Annotated in this window: 20 protein-coding genes; 5 read left to right on the top strand and 15 right to left on the bottom strand. The window is 68.0% G+C overall.

Annotation, left to right across the window (positions count from 1 at the left end):
• The first annotated feature begins 85 nt into the window (after window positions 1-85).
• Window positions 86-1,078, top strand: a complete 993-nt coding sequence (gene ybiB, locus A2G96_RS02910) for a DNA-binding protein YbiB (RefSeq protein WP_062796608.1) — start codon at window positions 86-88, stop codon at window positions 1,076-1,078.
• 19 nt (window positions 1,079-1,097) lie between these two features.
• Here the strand turns inward: ybiB and A2G96_RS02905 are convergent, their stop codons facing one another.
• Window positions 1,098-1,973, bottom strand: a complete 876-nt coding sequence (locus tag A2G96_RS02905; RefSeq protein ID WP_062796606.1) for a pirin family protein — start codon at window positions 1,971-1,973, stop codon at window positions 1,098-1,100.
• 342 nt (window positions 1,974-2,315) lie between these two features.
• Between A2G96_RS02905 and rpoH the strand changes: the two genes are divergently transcribed.
• Window positions 2,316-3,242, top strand: coding sequence for an RNA polymerase sigma factor RpoH (rpoH, locus tag A2G96_RS02900; protein ID WP_062796604.1), 927 nt, complete (start codon window positions 2,316-2,318; stop codon window positions 3,240-3,242).
• A 102-nt stretch (window positions 3,243-3,344) separates the two neighbouring features.
• Here rpoH and A2G96_RS02895 read toward each other — a convergent pair whose 3' ends face one another.
• The 5 genes from A2G96_RS02895 to A2G96_RS02875 all read right to left on the bottom strand — a co-directional run bounded on the left by A2G96_RS02895 (window position 3,345) and on the right by A2G96_RS02875 (window position 7,612).
• On the bottom strand, window positions 3,345-3,965 hold the full coding sequence (locus tag A2G96_RS02895) for an SCO family protein (RefSeq protein ID WP_062796602.1): 621 nt from the start codon (window positions 3,963-3,965) through the stop codon (window positions 3,345-3,347).
• A gap of 113 nt (window positions 3,966-4,078) precedes the next feature.
• On the bottom strand, window positions 4,079-5,023 hold the full coding sequence (gene cyoE / locus A2G96_RS02890) for a heme o synthase (RefSeq protein ID WP_062796600.1): 945 nt from the start codon (window positions 5,021-5,023) through the stop codon (window positions 4,079-4,081).
• A complete protein-coding gene (locus A2G96_RS02885; RefSeq protein WP_062796598.1) occupies window positions 5,020-6,123 on the bottom strand; it encodes a COX15/CtaA family protein in 1,104 nt (367 codons plus the stop codon). Before A2G96_RS02885 ends, cyoE begins: the two co-directional genes overlap by 4 nt.
• A gap of 9 nt (window positions 6,124-6,132) precedes the next feature.
• Window positions 6,133-6,783: an SCO family protein gene (locus A2G96_RS02880; RefSeq protein ID WP_062796596.1), complete on the bottom strand. Its 651-nt coding sequence runs from the start codon at window positions 6,781-6,783 to the stop codon at window positions 6,133-6,135.
• A gap of 73 nt (window positions 6,784-6,856) precedes the next feature.
• Window positions 6,857-7,612: an SURF1 family protein gene (locus tag A2G96_RS02875; protein WP_062796594.1), complete on the bottom strand. Its 756-nt coding sequence runs from the start codon at window positions 7,610-7,612 to the stop codon at window positions 6,857-6,859.
• A gap of 90 nt (window positions 7,613-7,702) precedes the next feature.
• Between A2G96_RS02875 and A2G96_RS02870 the strand changes: the two genes are divergently transcribed.
• The gene (locus tag A2G96_RS02870; RefSeq protein ID WP_012351630.1) at window positions 7,703-7,912 is read left to right on the top strand and encodes a twin transmembrane helix small protein; all 210 of its coding nucleotides are present in this window, start codon (window positions 7,703-7,705) and stop codon (window positions 7,910-7,912) included.
• Between the two features lie 126 nt (window positions 7,913-8,038).
• On the opposite strand, the gene A2G96_RS02865 is transcribed toward A2G96_RS02870, so the two are convergent.
• From A2G96_RS02865 to A2G96_RS02835, 8 genes are all read right to left on the bottom strand, one after another.
• Window positions 8,039-8,899, bottom strand: a complete 861-nt coding sequence (locus tag A2G96_RS02865) for a cytochrome c oxidase subunit 3 (RefSeq protein ID WP_062796592.1) — start codon at window positions 8,897-8,899, stop codon at window positions 8,039-8,041.
• A gap of 145 nt (window positions 8,900-9,044) precedes the next feature.
• Window positions 9,045-9,269, bottom strand: a complete 225-nt coding sequence (locus tag A2G96_RS02860) for a DUF2970 domain-containing protein (protein WP_062796590.1) — start codon at window positions 9,267-9,269, stop codon at window positions 9,045-9,047.
• A gap of 51 nt (window positions 9,270-9,320) precedes the next feature.
• A complete protein-coding gene (locus tag A2G96_RS02855; RefSeq protein ID WP_062796588.1) occupies window positions 9,321-9,944 on the bottom strand; it encodes a cytochrome c oxidase assembly protein in 624 nt (207 codons plus the stop codon).
• 29 nt (window positions 9,945-9,973) lie between these two features.
• Entirely contained in the window at window positions 9,974-10,105 is a 132-nt protein-coding gene (locus tag A2G96_RS34065) for a cytochrome oxidase small assembly protein (protein ID WP_217449847.1), read from the bottom strand.
• A gap of 77 nt (window positions 10,106-10,182) precedes the next feature.
• Complete coding sequence (gene ctaD / locus A2G96_RS02850) at window positions 10,183-11,790, bottom strand: cytochrome c oxidase subunit I (RefSeq protein WP_062796586.1); 1,608 nt, start codon at window positions 11,788-11,790, stop codon at window positions 10,183-10,185.
• A gap of 38 nt (window positions 11,791-11,828) precedes the next feature.
• Window positions 11,829-13,106 carry a cytochrome c oxidase subunit II gene (coxB, locus tag A2G96_RS02845; RefSeq protein WP_062796584.1) on the bottom strand — a complete coding sequence of 426 codons (1,278 nt, stop codon included), beginning with the start codon at window positions 13,104-13,106 and terminating at the stop codon, window positions 11,829-11,831.
• A 58-nt stretch (window positions 13,107-13,164) separates the two neighbouring features.
• Window positions 13,165-13,674 carry a DUF2244 domain-containing protein gene (locus tag A2G96_RS02840; RefSeq protein ID WP_062796582.1) on the bottom strand — a complete coding sequence of 170 codons (510 nt, stop codon included), beginning with the start codon at window positions 13,672-13,674 and terminating at the stop codon, window positions 13,165-13,167.
• Between the two features lie 269 nt (window positions 13,675-13,943).
• On the bottom strand, window positions 13,944-14,897 hold the full coding sequence (locus A2G96_RS02835) for a methyltransferase domain-containing protein (RefSeq protein ID WP_174549289.1): 954 nt from the start codon (window positions 14,895-14,897) through the stop codon (window positions 13,944-13,946).
• On the opposite strand from A2G96_RS02835, the gene A2G96_RS02830 reads away from it, so the two are divergent.
• Window positions 14,886-15,743 (top strand): ComF family protein, encoded by an 858-nt coding sequence (locus A2G96_RS02830; protein WP_231909610.1) that lies wholly within the window; start codon window positions 14,886-14,888, stop codon window positions 15,741-15,743. The two genes, A2G96_RS02835 and A2G96_RS02830, sit on opposite strands and share 12 nt — an antisense overlap.
• A gap of 87 nt (window positions 15,744-15,830) precedes the next feature.
• On the top strand, window positions 15,831-16,301 hold the full coding sequence (gene trmL / locus A2G96_RS02825; RefSeq protein WP_018008667.1) for a tRNA (uridine(34)/cytosine(34)/5-carboxymethylaminomethyluridine(34)-2'-O)-methyltransferase TrmL: 471 nt from the start codon (window positions 15,831-15,833) through the stop codon (window positions 16,299-16,301).
• 16 nt (window positions 16,302-16,317) lie between these two features.
• Here trmL and A2G96_RS02820 read toward each other — a convergent pair whose 3' ends face one another.
• The gene (locus A2G96_RS02820; protein ID WP_062796578.1) at window positions 16,318-17,295 is read right to left on the bottom strand and encodes a Bug family tripartite tricarboxylate transporter substrate binding protein; all 978 of its coding nucleotides are present in this window, start codon (window positions 17,293-17,295) and stop codon (window positions 16,318-16,320) included.
• Between the last annotated feature and the right edge of the window lie 10 nt (window positions 17,296-17,305).

Raw genomic sequence — 17,305 nt, 5'->3', positions numbered from 1 at the left:
TCGCGTTAGGGGCGCGCCAGGCGGCCATGGGCGCGGCCGCCGCGCTCCGCTATCATGAACCCAGAACAGACTACCCCACGCCGCCATGACCACCACCGCCGCCCCTTTCCCCGCCGCCCGCTATATCAAGGAGATCGGCCGCGGCGTCAACGGCGCGCGCGCGCTGCCGCGCGAGGACGCGCAGGCCCTGTTCGATGCCATGCTGGCGGGCCGCGTGTCCGACCTGGAGCTGGGCGCGATCCTGATGGCCTATCGCATCAAGGGTGAGGCCCCGCACGAGCTGGCCGGCATGCTGGAGGCCGCCCATGCGCATTGCCAGCCGCTGCCGGCGCCGCCGGACCGGCAGGTGGTGGTGATCCCCAGCTACAACGGTGCGCGCAAGCAGCCCAACCTGGTGCCGCTGCTGGCGCTGCTGCTGGCCCGCGAAGGCATTCCGGTGCTGGTGCACGGCACGCGCGTGTTCGAGGGCCGCGTGACCAGCATGGCGCTGTTCGAGGCGCTGGGCGTGCCCCTGTGCGCGAGCACCGCCGAAGCGTCGGCCCAGCTGCGCAAGAGCGATGGGGACGGCCCGCTGGCGGTGCTGCCGGTCGACGTGCTGTCGCCCGGGCTGTCGCGGCTGCTGGAGCGGCGCACGGTGATCGGCCTGCGCAATTCGTCGCATACGGTGGCCAAGATGCTGCAGCCGGTGGGCGAGCACACGCCCGCCGAAGGCCTGCGGCTGTACAGCTACACGCACCCCGAATACCGCGAGACGCTGACCGACTACTTCTCGCACGAGCCCGCCAACGTGCTGCTGGCGCGCGGCACCGAGGGCGAGGTGGTGGCCGACGCCCGGCGCAGCGGCCGCATCGACTGGCTGCATGAAGGCCACCAGCAGACGCTGGTGGGCCAGGCCGGAGGCTCGATCGGCGACGTGCCGGAGCTGCCGCCGGGCAGCGATGCCGGCCTGACCGTGGCCTGGATCCGGCGCGTGCTCGATGGCGCGGTGCCGGTGCCGGCGCCCATCACCATCCAGATCGAGGCCATCCGCGAATGCCTGCGCCAGGGCACGCGCGTGACCTGGGCCAGCCCGGTCTGAGCCGGCCTGGCGACAACCGTCAGGGCTTGCGCGGGGGCAGCGGAATGCGCTCGGTCTCGCCCGGCACGTGCGGGAACTGGTCGTCCTCCCAGCGCTGGGCCGCGGCCTCGATCGCCAGCTTGCTGCTGGCGACGAAATTCCAGTAGATAAAGCGGTGGCCGTCGGTCGGGTCGCCGCCCAGCAGCATCACCCGCGACGGCGCCGTCGCCGTCAGCGTTGCCGGCTGGCCCGGCGTCAGCACCACCATGTGCTCGGCCGGCAGCGGCTCGCCGTCGAGCGAGACCGCGCCGTCGACCGGATAGATGCCGCGCTCGGCGTGGTCGGCGGGAATCTCCACGCTGGCGCCCGCGTCCAGCTCGATCGCCACGTACAGCGTGCGGCTGAAGACCTTGACCGGCGAGGTCTGGCCGAACGCATCGCCGGCAATCACCACCATGCGCAGGCCGGGCCGCTCGATACGCGGCAGCGTCGCCGCGGGATGGTGGAAGAACGACGGCTCGGCGCCCTCGTGCTGCTGCGGCAGCGCGACCCAGGTCTGGATGCCATGCAGGCGCGCGCCCTCCGGGCGCACATGCTGGGGCGAACGCTCCGAGTGCACGATGCCATGGCCGGCGGTCATCCAGTTGACGTCGCCGGGGCGGATCGCCTGGTCGCTGCCAAGGCTGTCGCGATGGATGATCTCGCCCTCGAACAGGTAGGTGACCGTGGCCAGGCCGATATGAGGATGCGGGCGCACATCGGCGCCCTGGCCGGGCGGCAGCTGCACCGGTCCCATATGGTCAAAGAAGATAAACGGCCCGACGGTCTGGGTTGCCGCGGCCGGCAGCAGCCGGCGCACGGTGAAATCGCCCAGGTCGCGCACATGCGGCTTGAGCAAGTGTTCGATAGCAGACATAAATCCTCCGATCCGATAAGAGAGGCTCGCAAGCATGCCAGTGCGCCGCCCGCCGGTCGAGTGTAGCCGCTGCTGGAACAGAGCATTGCAGCGCCGGGCAGAACCCCGGTGGCAGCCTGCGCTCTAACTACAGTGCCCGGTGGCAGCGGTATCGTTGCCGTCTCTTTACGATCTCCCTGGCTATTCGATTAGATGAAGCGATACCCGGGAACTATCAAGGCCATCGGAACTCCAATTAGCACTCACCCGGCCAGAGTGCTAAGATGTGTTGCAGTGCCGCCGATTCCCCAGGGACCGCGGCGCACCGGCAACCAAACCGCCGGACGCGAAAGGAGCCATTGAGTGAACGCAGTCTTGTCTGCCGACCAAACCCTGAATAACCGTCTGCCGACGGTGCCCCGGAACACGGGCAGCTTTGCGCTGACCTTTCCGGCGACCGTGGGCAACCTCGACAGCTATATCCAGGCTGTCCACCGTATTCCGCTGCTGACCGCAGAGGAAGAGCAACGCCTCGCGCGCGAACTGCGCGACCACGATTCCGTCGACGCGGCGCGCCGCCTGGTGATGTCGCACCTGCGGCTGGTGGTGTCGATCGCCCGCCAGTACCTCGGCTACGGCCTGCCCCACGCCGACCTGATCCAGGAAGGCAATATCGGGCTGATGAAGGCGGTGAAGCGTTTCGATCCGGACCAGGGCGTGCGGCTGGTGTCGTACGCGATGCACTGGATCAAGGCCGAAATCCATGAATACGTGCTGAAGAACTGGCGCATGGTCAAGGTGGCCACCACCAAGGCCCAGCGCAAGCTGTTCTTCAACCTGCGCAGCCACAAGCAGGGCGGCCACACCTTTACGCCGGAACAGGTCGAGGCCGTCGCGCGCGAGCTGAACGTCAAGCCCGAAGAAGTGATGGAGATGGAAACCCGCCTGTCGGGCGGCGACCTGGCGCTCGAAGGGCAGGTCGACGACGGCGAAGAGGAATTCGCCCCCATCGCCTACCTGGCCGACAACCACAACGAGCCGACCCGCGTGATGGAAGCCAAGCGCCACGACCGGATGCAGGTCGAGGGGCTGGAAGAAGCGCTGGGCAAGCTCGACGAACGCAGCCGCCGCATCATCGAGGCACGCTGGCTCAACGTCGAGGACGACGGCTCGGGCGGCGCCACGCTGCATGAGCTGGCCGACGAGTTCGGCGTGTCGGCCGAGCGCATCCGCCAGATCGAGGCGGCGGCGATGAAGAAGATGAAGGGCGCGCTGCAGGCATTCGCCTGATCCTCACCGCAACCATGCAAAAGGCCGGTCCATGGACCGGCCTTTTTTGTTGCCCGCGGAGCGTTGGTGCGACGTTATGCCGCACCCTTCGCCCCGGCTGCATCAGGACAACAGCTGTTTCAGGTCGTGCGCGATGGGCTCCGGACCCTGGCCGTGGCGGATAAACAGCCGCAGCTTGCCCTGCGGATCGAACACATAGCTGCCGGCCGAGTGATCGACGGTGTAGTTGTTGGGTGAGCTGCCCGGCACCTTGGCGTAGAACACCTTGAAGTCCTTGGCCAGCTTCTGCAGCGCGGCCTCGTCGGCCGGGCGCAGCCCGACGAAGCGGGGATCGAAGGCAGGCACGTATTGCGCCAGCAGCGCCTGCGTATCGCGTTCCGGGTCGACCGTGACGAACAGCACCTGCACGCGGTCCGCGTCCGGCCCCAGCTTCTCCATCACCGCTTTCAGCTCGGCCATGGTGGTGGGGCAGACGTCCGGGCAGTGGGTGTAGCCGAAGAACATCACCACCGCCTTGCCCTTGTAGTCGGCCAGCGTGCGCACCTTGCCGGTATGGTCGGTCAGCGAGAAGTCCTTGCCGAAGTCGGCGGCGCCGGTGATATCGACATTGCGGAACGACGCCTTCTGCTGTCCGCACGCGGCGACGGCCAGGGCCAGCGCGGCCAGCAGGGAAAAGCGGCGGAAGGCGGCAAACAGGCCGGAAGCGGAGCTGAGGCGTGGCATGCAGGGGACGGGTCGGGAATGGGAAGGAAACAGCATGCAGTATCGCCGATCATGCTGCCGGGCTCGCGCCGGCGCGGCAAGATGCCGCAGCCGGGGCGCGCGCAAGGCGCAGGTCAGACCTGCGGCACGAACTTGAAGTAATGGTCGATCAGCAGCGCCGCGAACAGCAGCGACAGGTACAGGATCGAGAAACGGAAGGTGCGCTGCGCCAGTTCGTCCGAATAGTTGCGGTAGAGCTTCCAGGCATAGGCCAGGAAGCCCGCGCCCAGCGCCAGCGCGGCCGCCAGGTAGATGTAGCCGCTCATGCCGTAGACGAAGGGCAGCAGCGTCGCCGCGATCATCACCAGCGTGTACAGCAGGATATGTAGCAGCGTGTAGCGCTCGCCGTGCGTGACCGGCAGCATCGGCAGGCCGGACTTGGCGTAGTCGGCGCGGCGGTACAGCGCCAGCGCCCAGAAGTGCGGCGGGGTCCAGGTGAAGATGATCAGCACCAGGAACCAGGCCTCGGCCGGCACCTCGCCCGCGACCGCGGCCCAGCCCAGCGCCGGCGGCATCGCTCCGGACAGGCCGCCGATGACGATGTTCTGCGGCGTGGCTGGCTTGAGCAGGATGGTGTAGACCACCGCGTAGCCCAGGAAGGTGGCGAAGGTCAGCCACATGGTCAGGTCGTTGGCGTAGACATGCAGCAGCCACATGCCCGCGCCGCCCAGGATGGCGGAGAACACCAGCGTCTGGCGCGTGGTGATCTCGCCGGTGGCGGACGGGCGCCAGGCGGTGCGGCGCATCAGCGCATCGATCTTCTGCTCGACCAGGCAGTTGATGGCAAAGGCCGCGCCGGCCAGCAGCCAGATGCCGGCGGCGCCGCCGATCAGCACCGGCCACGGCACCATGCCGGGGGTGGCGAGGAACATGCCGATGATGGCGCAGAACACGGCCAGCTGCGTTACGCGCGGCTTGGTCAGGGCGGCATATTGGCGGGCCAGGTGCCGCATGCGGCTCAACTTGCCCAGGGAATGGGAGTGGGTAGCGGTAACCACGGAAGGGGTCTTGTCTTTCATGTGGCGCGGGCGGCAGTCGGCACGGCAGCGGGGGCGCCGGCGGCCCGGGTCGTCAGCCCGATATTGTAGTGGAGACGGACCAGCAGCAGCAGCAGCACCGCGGCGCCGCCGTTATGCGCGACCGCCGCCACCAGCGGCCAGTCGAACACGATATTCGACAGCCCGGTGGCCAGTTGCAGCACCAGCGCCGCCAGCAGCCAGCCGGCCGCGCGGCCGAGGCCTTCGAGCCGGCGCGCGCGCAGGCCGAACCAGGCCAGGTAGCCCAGCACGATCACGGCAAAGCCGCGATGCACCCAGTGGATCGCCACCAGCGCCGCGTGCGGGATGTAGTCGCCGTCCGCGGTCATGCCCAGCTGGCGCCACAGCGTAAAGCCGTGGCGGAAGTCCATCTCGGGCACCAGCTGGCCGTTGCACAGCGGGAAGTCGGTACAGGCCAGCACCGCGTAGTTGGTGCTGACCCAGCCGCCCAGGAAGATCTGGATCACCAGCAGCAGCAGGCCGATGCGCACCGGCCAGCGCAGCCGCGCCGCCTGCGGCGCGACCGGGTGCGGCGGGTCGTTGCGCGAGCCCAGCTGGATCAGCACCGCCAGCAGCGCCATGCCCAGCATCAGGTGCGTGACGACGATGATCGGCTGCAGCTTCAGCGTCACGGTAAAGGCGCCGAAGGCGCCCTGCACGCACACCAGCAGCAGCACGCCGGTGGCGAACCACGGCGACTGCTTCAGCTCGCGCCGCTTGACCCACGCCAGCACCATCAGCGTAATGATCAGCACGCCGACGGCCATGGCGAAGTAGCGGTGGATCATCTCGATCCACGCCTTGGCCAGCGTCACCGGCCCGCTCGGCATCGCGGTCTCGGCCGCGCGGATCGGCTCCAGCGCGGCATGCGGGTTGGAATGCCCGTAGCAGCCAGGCCAGTCCGGGCAGCCCAGCCCGGAGTCGGTCAGCCGCGTGAAGCTGCCGAACATGATCAGGTCCAGCGTCAGGAACGCCGTGATCCAGGCAAGCTTGCGGTACTTGTTGCGGTCGCCCTTCACCATCACGTAGGACAGCGGGAACAGCGCGATCAGGATGCCGATGATGGCCAGTTGCAGCAGCATGCCGTCCCCTCAACCGATGCGCGAGACCTTGAGCAGCTTCTTCAGGTCGCCGCTCATCTTCTTGGGATCCGGGTCGTGCGGGAAGCGCATCATCAGGTTGCCCAGCGGGTCGACCAGGAACAGCGTGTCCTCGGCGCGCTTGCCCGGCTCGGCCGGCAGCCACTGCTGCGCGGCCTGGCGGTCCATGCGCAGGAAGCGCACCCCGGCGTAGGGCTCGTTGTAGGCGGAAACCAGGCGCTCGTCGATCTTGCCGTCGTCGGTGACCAGCCATACCGGCACGATGCGCAGGCGGTCCTGGCCCTGCCCGGCGCGGATCTGACGGATGGTGAAGAGCTTTTTGGCGCAGGCCTCGTCACAGGCCGACGGATCGGCGCTGACCAGCAGCCACTTGCCGCGGAACTGCTCCAGCGGCACGGCCTGGCCCTGCTCGTCGGTGACGCGCACCGGCGGCATCGGCCGCTGCGGGTCGACCAGCGCCCCGTAGTTGGTGGCGCCGCCGCGCGGCTTGATCACGTAGTAGGTGAAGTAGGAGGCAATCACCGGCGACGCGCACACCAGCAGCAGCATCAGCATCTGCAGGCGGCCACGGCGCGTGCGCGCGTCGATGCGGGGGTCGCGCGGCGGGGCCGCGGCGGCCGGAGCGGAGTCTTGCTGTGCCATGGAGTACGTCTGTCCTTTGTCTTCGGCGGGCCCATGCACCGGTACGCGGCGCAAGGGCGGTCAATTCATTCGATCAGGGTGCGGCCAGCCGCCGTGCGCGGCGCCAGCCCAGCACGACCACCAGCACCACCGTCAGCGCGGCCAGCCCGAACCACTGGAAGGCATAGCCATAGTGGCGCTCGGCACCGACGTCGGCAGGCGGCCAGTCGCGCGCCAGGCCGTCGCCGCTGTCGTTGCGCTGCTCGATCACCAGCGGGTGCAGGGCCAGCCCGGTTTCGGCGGCATACGGCGCGATCTCGAGGTTCTGGCGGATCCTGCTGCCGGCGGCCTCCTGGCCCAGGCTATAGACCCGCGGCACACCGGCGAGTGCCGTGCCGGTGATGGTGACCTCGCCTTCGGGCGTCGGGAACGGCGCGATCTGGGTGCGGTCCCCGGCATCGCGCGGCAGCCAGCCGCGCAGCACCAGCACCGCACGCATGGCGCCGGCCCCATCCGGCGCCGCGCCGATCACCAGCGGCGTCACCACCAGGAAGCCCGCGCGGCTGTCGCCGCTGCGACCGCCCGTGCCGTGGGGGCGATTATCCAGCAATACGGTGCGCGCTGCGTCGAAGCGCCCGCTCACGCGCACCGCGCGGTCGGTCACAACTTGTGACAGCGGCGCCGTGCCCAGCACCACCGGCGGCTGGGTTGCGAGCGCCTGCAGCCGTGCCGCGCGCGCTTCTTTCTCATGCGCGCGATCGAGCTGCCAGTTGCCGAGCGCACCAGTCACCGCGATCACGACCAGCGCGGCGGCCAGCGGCAACGGGCTGGCGAAGCGGCGCCAGCTCATCGTCCCTGCGGCACAGCGAAGCGCGCCCCGGTGCGATAATGGGCCTGTGCGCCGCACGTCGCGCCGCGCCTGCCCCCAACCCGCCCCGCCATGCGCTTTGTCATCATCATTGCCTTCATCCTGATCATTGCCAGCCTGGCCTCGGCCCTGTTCTTCATGATGCGCGACCGCGGCAAGACGCCCAACATGATGCGCTCGCTGATGCTGCGCGTGGGCTTCTCGGTGGCGCTGTTCCTGTTCATCCTGTTCTCGAGCTGGATGGGCTGGATCCACAGCACCGGCATCCGCATGGCGCCCTGAACCGGCGCGCCGCGGCCCGCAAAAGACAAACGCCGCAGGCTGGCCAGGCCCCTGCGGCGTTTCTCTTTTGCGTTGGCGCCGGCGGACCCGGTCACCCCGGGGCCCGCCGGCGGGTACGGCAGCCGGTTACAGCCAGTACACCACGATGTAGAGGAACAGCCACACCACGTCAACGAAGTGCCAGTACCAGGCCGCGCCTTCGAAAGCGAAGTGGTGCTCGGGGGTGAAGTGGCCCTTCAGCACGCGGACCAGCACCACCGCCAGCATGATCGCGCCCATGGTCACGTGGAAACCGTGGAAGCCGGTCAGCAGGAAGAAGGTCGAGCCGTAGATGCCCGAACTCAGCTTCAGGTTCAGGTCCGAGTAGGCGTGCATGTACTCGTACACCTGGAAGCCCATGAAGATCGCGCCCAGCAGGATGGTCAGCGCCAGGCCCTGGATCAGCTGGCTGCGCTTGTTGGCCAGCAGCGCGTGGTGCGCCCAGGTCAGCGTCACGCCCGACATCAGCAGCAGCGCGGTGTTGATGGTCGGGATCGGCCACGGGCCCATGGTCTGGAAGTTTTCCACCACGCCGGCCGGGCCGGTGTTGGGCCATACCGCGGCAAAGTCGGGCCACAGGATCTTGTTGTTCAGGTCGCCCAGCCACGGCATGGCGATGGCGCGGGCGTAGAACAGCGCGCCGAAGAACGCGGCGAAGAACATCACCTCGGAGAAGATGAACCAGCCCATCGACCAGCGGAACGACAGGTCGATGTTCTTGCCGTACATGCCGCCTTCGGACTCGCTGATGGCGTCGCCAAACCAGCTCTTGAGCACGAACAGGAACCACAGCAGGCCGAAGCCGCACAGGTACGGCGCCCAGGGCTGCCCGTTTACCCAACCGGCGGCGCCGGCACCCGTCATCAGCAGGCCGAAGCTTGCGGTGATGGGGTGGCGCGACGGGCCCGGTACGAAGTAGTACGGAGCGTTTGCGCGATTCGCACTCATTCTTTTATCTCCAGCTCAGAGTCTTTGATTCAGTATTCGTTGTCCCCGCCTTGGCACTGCAGGCCGCCCGCCTCCTCTGGGCAGCCCCCGCCGCCGCGGTTGCTTTGTTCTGCGACTGCTTTTGTTGTCTACCCTTCCTGCCCTGCTACGCCGCCGCCTGGCTGACCACCATGCGCACGATCACGACCAGGACCGCGATGAATACCGCCGCCGCGATCAGCCCGGCGATCACCACATGGACCGGGTTCAGCCGGGCCATGTCGCGCTCGTGCTCGGCGCCCTTGCGCAGGCCGATGAACGACCACAGCACCGCGCGCATGGTCTGCGCAAACGACAGCTTGCGCTTGACCGCGTCCTTCATCTCGTCCATCGCCCGTCCTCCGCCTGACCGGCCTGCAGCCGGCTTCCGCCGCGGTCCGCTTCAGATGCCCTTGCCGGCCGGCGCGGGCTGCGGCGCCAGCTGGCCTTCGGGCGCCTGCGCCACCGGCGTGCCCACCTCGAAAAAGGTGTATGACAGCGTAATGCTCTTTACATCCTTGGGCAGCGCGGGGTCGATCACGAACACCACCGGCATCTCGCGCGCCTCGTTCGCCTTGAGCGTCTGCTGCTTGAAGCAGAAGCACTCCAGCTTCATGAAATACTGGGTCGCCTGCTTGGGCGCGTAGCTCGGGATCGCCTGCGCCGAGATATCGCGCGGCTGTCCGTTGGCCACCTCGTAGACGATCGTCGCCATCTCGCCGGGATGCACTTCCATGCTGTTCTTCACCGGCCGGAAGGCGAAGGGCCCGCGCGCGTTGGAGTCGAACTCCACCGTGATGGTGCGGCTCTTGTCGATCTGCGTGTTCTTGACCGCGCCGTGCAGCTCGCGCGTGGTGATCACGTTGATGCCGGTGATCTCGCAGATCTTCTTGTACAGCGGCACCAGCGCGTAGCCAAAGCCGAACATCACGGCAACGATCACGACCAGCCGCAGCATCATGCCGCGGTTGAACCGCTTGTCCGCTTCCTGGTTCGCTTCCCTGCCTGACTGCTGCTCGATGCTCATCTCGCTACCCTGCCGCCTCAGTTGCCGCCTCAGCCAAGGAATTTCATCTTGGCGAAGAACCCCAGAAAGAAAACCACCACGATCGACAACAGGATCAGGCCAAGGCGCCGGTTGGCGGCCTTGTGGTCCGGGCGTGACGGGCTTTTGTCTGGAGACTGCATAACGGTCTTGATACCTGCCGGCGCGCAAGGGGCGGACGCTGCCGCCCCTTGCGCGGCCTGGTTACGCGGGTGCCGCCTTAGCGGACCTGCGGCGGAACTTCAAAGGTGTGGAACGGCGCCGGCGACGGCACGGTCCACTCCAGGCCCTCGGCGCCATCCCAGGGCTTGTCCGAGGCCTGCTGGCCGCCGCGGTACGACGGCAGCACCACGAAGAAGAAGAAATACACCTGCATCAGGCCGAAGCCGAGCGCACCGATCGACGCGATCGCGTTGAAGTCGGCGAACTGGGTCGGGTAGTCGGCATAGCGGCGCGGCATGCCGGCCAGGCCCAGGAAGTGCATCGGGAAGAAGGTCACGTTGAAGAAGATCAGCGAACCCCAGAAGTGGATCTGGCCGCGCGTCTCGTTGTACATGAACCCGCTCCACTTCGGACCCCAGTAGTAGAAGCCCGCGAACAGCGCGAACAGCGAGCCGGCCACCAGCACATAGTGGAAGTGCGCGACGATGAAGTAGGTGTCCTGCAGCTGGATGTCGATCGGCGCCACCGCCGGCATCAGGCCGGTGAAGCCGCCGATGGTGAACACGAAGATAAAGCCGATCGCGAACAGCATCGGGGTCTCGAAGGTCATCGAGCCGCGCCACATGGTGGCGATCCAGTTGAAGATCTTCACCGCGGTCGGCACCGCGATCAGCATGGTCGCGTACATGAAGAACAGCTGGCCGGTCACCGGCATGCCGGTCGTGAACATGTGGTGGGCCCACACGATGAACGACAGGATGGCGATCGAGGCGGTGGCGTACACCATCGAGCTGTAGCCGAACAGGCGCTTGCGTGCGAACGCCGGCACCACGTGCGAGATGATCCCGAACGCCGGCAGGATCATGATGTAGACCTCGGGATGGCCGAAGAACCAGAAGATATGCTGGTACATCACCGGGTCGCCGCCGCCGGCGGCCGAGAAGAAGCTGGTGCCGAAGTGGCGGTCGGTCAGCACCATGGTGATGGCGCCTGCCAGCACCGGCATCACGGCGATCAGCAGGTAGGCGGTGATCAGCCAGGTCCAGCAGAACATCGGCATCTTCATCAGCGTCATGCCGGGGGCGCGCATGTTGAGGATGGTCACGATGATGTTGATCGAGCCCATGATCGACGACGCGCCCATGATGTGCATGGCGAAGATGGCCATGTCCATGCCCGGGCCCATCTGCACCGACAGCGGCGCGTACAGGGTCCAGCCCGCGGCGGTGGCGCCGCCCGGCACGAAGAACGAGCCGGCCAGCAGCAGTGCGGCCGGCGGCATCAGCCAGAAGCTGAAGTTGTTCATGCGCGCGAACGCCATGTCGGAGGCGCCGATCTGCAGCGGGATCATCCAGTTGGCGAAACCGACGAAGGCCGGCATGATCGCGCCGAACACCATCACCAGGCCGTGCATGGTGGTGAACTGGTTGAACAGCTCGGGGCGGAAGAACTGCAGGCCCGGCTCGAACAGTTCCAGGCGGATCAACAGTGCCAGCACGCCGCCCGACAGCAGCATGATGAACGAGAACAGCAGGTACAGCGTACCGATGTCCTTGTGGTTGGTGGCGAACAGCCAGCGGCGCCAGCCATGCGGGTGATCGTGCGCGTGGTCGTCATGCGCATGATCGTGCGGATGGGCGAGTGCGTCCGGGGTAGCAGTACTCATCGCAAATGCTCCTCTAATCCTGTTCTGTCTTCAGCGGGTCAGCCGGCGACGCGGTTGCCCGCGAGACTGGCCTGCTTGTCAGCCTGCTTGTCGGCCTGACCGTCAGCCGGCTTGGCCTCGGCCTTCGGCGCTTCGCCGCCGGCCGCGCCGCCGCCTTCGGGGAATTTGCCGGCGCGGGCGCCCACGAATTCGCTTGGCTGGATCACTTCACCCGTCTTGTTGCCCCAGGCGTTGCGCGTATAGGTCATGACCGTGGCCAGCTCGGTGTCGGACAGCTGCTTCCACGACGGCATGCCGCCCTTGCCTTCCAGCAGCATGTGCATCTGGCCGGCCTTCGGGCCGTTCACGATCTTGGAACCGTCCAGCGCCGGGAACGCGCCGCCGCCCTTGCCGTTGGGCTGGTGGCAGACCGCGCAGTTGGCCGCGTAGATCTTCTCGCCGCGCACCTTGGCTTCGTCCAGGGTCCAGGTCTTGTTGGGATCGTCGGCCTTGGCCGCCAGCTCCTTCTTCTTGCCGTCGACCCACTTGGTGTAGTCGGCGTCGGAGACCACGCGCACCACGATCGGCATGAAGGCGTGTTCCTTGCCGCACAGCTCGGCGCACTGGCCGCGGTACACGCCGATCTTCTCGGCCTTGAACCAGGTGTCGCGCACGAAGCCCGGGATCGCATCCTGCTTGACGCCGAAGGCCGGGATCATCCAGGCATGGATCACGTCGTTGGCGGTGGTGACGATGCGGATCTTCTTGTTGACCGGCACCACCAGCTCGTTGTCCACCTCCATCAGGTAGGTGTTCGACTTGGCCTGCTCGTTGTTGATCTGCTCGCGCGGGGTGGTCAGGGTCGACACGAAGGAGATGCCCTCGCCTTCGCCCTTCAGGTAGTCATAGCCCCACTTCCACTGGTAGCCGGTGGCCTTGATGGTGACGTCGGAGTTGGTGGTGTCCTTCATCGCGACCACGGTCTTGGTGGCCGGCAGGGCCATCGCGATCACGATCAGGAACGGGACGATGGTCCACACCACCTCGACGGTGATGCTTTCGTGGAAGGAGGCCGGCTTGGCGCCCTTGGCCTTGCGGTGCGTGAAGATGGAATAGAACATCACGCTGAACACCGCGATGAAGATCACCGTGCAGATGATCAGCATCATCCAGTTCAGCCAGTGAATCTGTTCGGCGATCTTGGTAACCGGCTCGGTCAGGTTGAGCTGGCGCACGGCGGGGCCGCCCGGCATGTCGCTGACCGCGGACGCCGCCTGGCTGGCAAGCAGGGACACGCCGGCCAGACAAACTGCGGATGCCTTCTTCCACATTTTCATTTGTTATCTACCCAATTTACAGATTCAAATCTGTCCCCGCCGCCGCTTCGGCCGCCTCTCAGAGGCGGCGCAAGGCCGCTGCGAGCTCCTGCGCGAACTTGCGTCGCCGGTACGGGTCCACGTAACACCCCACCTGTACCGCACGCCTGCCCGAGCGCAGTATCACCAGCGCGCGGAACGATTCACCCAGTTCGATCCGCACCCAGCACGGATTGAATTCCTGGCGCGTCACCCGTCCGGCGCTGGCTGTCTCCACGACCAGCGTGCCGTCGGTGATGCTGACGCGCTCATAGTCTGTCGCATGGCGCGCATACACAAGCAGGGCGATGCCCAGCCCGATCAGCTCGATGCTGGCAAACGGCAGCACGAGCCACGACCCTTGCCAGGCGAAAAACAGCGCGATGGCAAGCGAAACCGTGAGGATCGAGAGGTAAAACCAGCCGACCTGGCGGGGACTCAGCGAGCAATTGCGCTTCATCAGCCAGTCGTGGGGCGAGGAGGAAGGTCCGTCGAGATTTCCGCCGGAGTCACCACCTGCCGTCTGGAATGCGATACCCAAGTCTTGCATCGCCAACCACTCTGCATCGGATGCACACCCGGGACGATGGCGTCCGGACCGCACAGTGCGTGCAAACCAGGACGTTCTTGTGCCAGGGGACCACTGCGACAAACTGGCGCATTATAGGGCGCTTCCCATACACGGACAAGGGCGCGACTTGACCGCAAGGCTTGCGCGCCGCCTGATTCTGTGCATGGGCCGAAATACTGCCATCGCCCTGCCCGCCGCGCCGGCACTATGTTTGCGGCAATCCGCCACCGGCGCAAGTTAACTCAGTTTTAACCTGCGCGACGCGGTTTTGCACGGCCGATCTGGTCCAGCGGCACCACCGCGCGGCCTTCGCCGTCACGCGCCTGCGCGCCGCGCGGCGCCAGCTTCCAGGCGTGGCCGTAGACGATCTCGAAACTCAGCGGGATCACGCCGTCAGCGTTGCGCCGCCGCTCCAGCGCCTGCGTCAGCGCCTGGTACCAGCCGCGGCCGCGCAGGCCCCGCGGCGGCGCCCCGGCCGGCACGCGCAGGCCGCCGAAAGCCTGCACCTCGCGCAGCAGCGTGGCGGGCGACTCGTAGGTCACGGTCAGGGTTTCCATGTCCATCACCGGCGTCGACCAGCCGCTGTGAACGAGCATGTCGCCGATGTCATGCATGTCGACAAAGCGCAACGTATGGGTCGCGTCGTCGACCTCGGCAAAGGCCACGCGCAGCTCCTTCAGCGTATCCGGGCCGAACAGCGAGAACAGCACCAGCCCTTCGTCGCGCGTGACCCGGTGCCACTCCGGGAACACGCGGTGCGGCTCCGGATGCCAGTGCAGGGCCAGGTTGGACCACAGCAGGTCGAAGCTCGCGGGCGCAAAAGGCAGTGTGGCAAGATCGCCCTGGACCAGGTCGAACAGCGGCCGCTTGCCCAGCATGCGGCCGATCCAGCCGGGGCGGCGCTGCGGATCGCGCTGGCCGGCCTCGGCCAGCATTGCGCCGGAGATATCCAGGCCGGCGATCTGCGCATCCGGAAAGCGCGCGCGCAGCCCGGCCAGCCCCTGGCCGTGGCCGCAGCCGATATCCAGCGCGCGCTGTGGCGCCAGGCGGATCACCTCCATGCGCTCCTGCATGCGGCGGCCGATCTCGCCCAGCAGGAAGTCGAGCTGGCCGAAGCCGCGGCTGCGCCGGTCGAAGGCGAGCCGGGTCAGGCGCGCGGGCGGCAGGAAGGCATCGGGAGAATCGGCGGCATGCAGGGACACGGGCAGACAGGGCAGCAAGGACAACAGGAACCGGCGCGCGGGCAGGCTCTGCCCAAGGCGCCGGACGAACAAGGCCGCCGCGCCCGATGGGCCGCGACCGGACGGCAAGTATACGCGCGCGCCGCGCAGGCTGCCGGCGCCGCCGGCCGCGCCTGGTCCGGTGCGCGCGAACAGTTGCTGCCGAGCGCCTGCGCGCTGTGCGGGGCGGTGCAGCGGCAGGTGGTGTGCGCGCCCTGCGCCGCCGACCTGCTGCGCCCGGTGCGGCGCTGCCCGGTGTGCGCGTTGGCGCTGGGGCGGCATTTACACTGCCCGGCCTGCGGCGCCTCGCCGCGCGCCTTCGACCACGCCCATACGCTGGGCGACTACGCCTCGCCGCAGGACCAGCTGGTGCTGGCGTTAAAGTTCGGCCACGCCCTGCCGCTGGCGGCGTGGCTCGCCGCCAGGCTGGCGGATGGCCTGCCCGGGGCCTGGGCCGCGGCCCGGCATGCCGCACCCGACCTGATCGTGCCGGTGCCGCTGTCGCCGCAACGGCTGGCCGCGCGCGGCTTCAACCAGGCGTGGGAAATCGCGCGGCCGCTGGCGCGCCGCCTGGGCCTGCGCGCCGACCCGGTGCTGCTGCAGCGCCAGCGCGACACCGGCAGCCAGCGCGCGCTGGACCTGGCCGCGCGGCAGGTGAACCTGCGCGGCGCGTTCGCGCCGACCCGCGCCACGCGGCTCGACGGCCTGCACGTGGCGCTGGTGGACGATGTAATGACTTCCGGCGCAACCCTGCACGAGGCTGCCGCCGTGCTCAAGGCACGGGGCGCGGTCCGGGTCAGCGTGATCGTTGCGCTGCGCACGCCATAGCGGGCGGGATGACAGGGGCACGGGCGCGCGGTAAGCTGCGCACCGTTCTGACGAAGGGCGCCCGCGCGCCCGCCCTCGCCCCGCATCATGTTCCACGTCGTCCTGGTCGAACCGGAAATCCCGCCCAATACCGGCAATGTGATCCGCCTGTGTGCCAACACCGGCGCGCAGCTGCATCTGGTCAAACCGCTGGGATTCCCGCTGGAAGACGCGCGCATGCGCCGCGCGGGGCTGGATTACCACGAGTACGCCACCATGCGCGTGCACGACAGCTGGGACGCGCTGATGGCCAGCGAACAGCCGGACCCGACGCGCATGTTCGCGCTGACCACGCGCGGCTCCACGCCGTTCGGCCAGGTGGCGTTCCGGCCGGGCGACTGGTTCGTGTTCGGCTCCGAGACGCGCGGCCTGTCGCCCGAGCGCCGCGAGTGGTTTCCGCCCGCGCAGCGCATCCGGCTGCCGATGCGGCCGGACAACCGCAGCCTGAACCTGTCGAACACGGTCGCGGTGGTGGTGTTCGAAGCCTGGCGGCAGAACGGCTTCGCGGGCGGCAGCTGAAGCCTGCCGCGGCGCCTTACTCCGGCTGCACGCCGGCTGCCCGGATCACCTTGTCCCAGCGCGCCTTCTCGCTCGCCATGGTCTGCCGCAGCGATGCCGGCGCGGTGCCGGCCGGCACGAAATACTGCGCGCGCATCCTGTCGCGCACGTCAGCGCTGCCGATGATCGCCACCAGTTCGCGGTAGAGCCGGTCGATCACCGCCTGCGGCGTACCCGCGGGCGCCAGCACGGCCTGCCACGAAATCGCCTCGAAACCGGGGTAGCCCGACTCCGCCACCGTAGGCACCGACGGCAGTACCGCGGTGCGCCCGGTGGTGGTCACCGCCAGCACGCGCAGCTTGCCGGCGTTGACCTGCGGCATCGCGATCGCCGGCACCATGAAGGCCGCCTGCACCTGCCCGCCGACCATCGCCGCGGTGATCTGCGGAAAGCCGGGATACGGCACGTGCTGCAGGTCGACGCCCGCCATCGCCTTCAGCTGCTCCATCGCCAGGTGCGAGGCGCTGCCATTGCCGGGCGAGCCATAGTTCAGTTCCCCCGCCCGGGACCGCGCCAGCGCGACGAACTCGCGCAGGTTGTGCACCGGCAGCCTTGCATCGACCACCAGCACGTTGGGCGAGGTCGCTACCAGCGTGACCGGCGCCAGCTGGCGGAACGGGTCGTAGTTGAGGTTGCGCGACAGCGTGGGCGCGGTCACCAGCGGGCCGTTGATGGTGAACAGCAGCGTGTAGCCGTCCGGCGCGGCGCGCGCGACGATGCCGGTGCCGATATTGCCGCCGGCGCCGGGGCGGTTTTCCACCACCACCGGCTGGCCCAGCGCTGCGGCCAGCTTTTCGGTCAGGATGCGCGCGATCAGGTCGGGCGACGAGCCCGGCGGGAACGGCACCACCATGCGCAGCGGCCGCGCCGGCCACGGTTGGGCGAAAGCGCTGCCGGAGGCGCCGGCGGCGCAGGCGGCAGCGAGCGCGATCAGCGCCTGGCGTCGTGTTGACATGCGATGCGTA

This window comes from Cupriavidus nantongensis, assembly GCF_001598055.1.
Classification (GTDB): Bacteria; Pseudomonadota; Gammaproteobacteria; order Burkholderiales; family Burkholderiaceae; genus Cupriavidus; species Cupriavidus nantongensis.
This window is presented reverse-complemented; position numbering and strand designations above follow the sequence as displayed.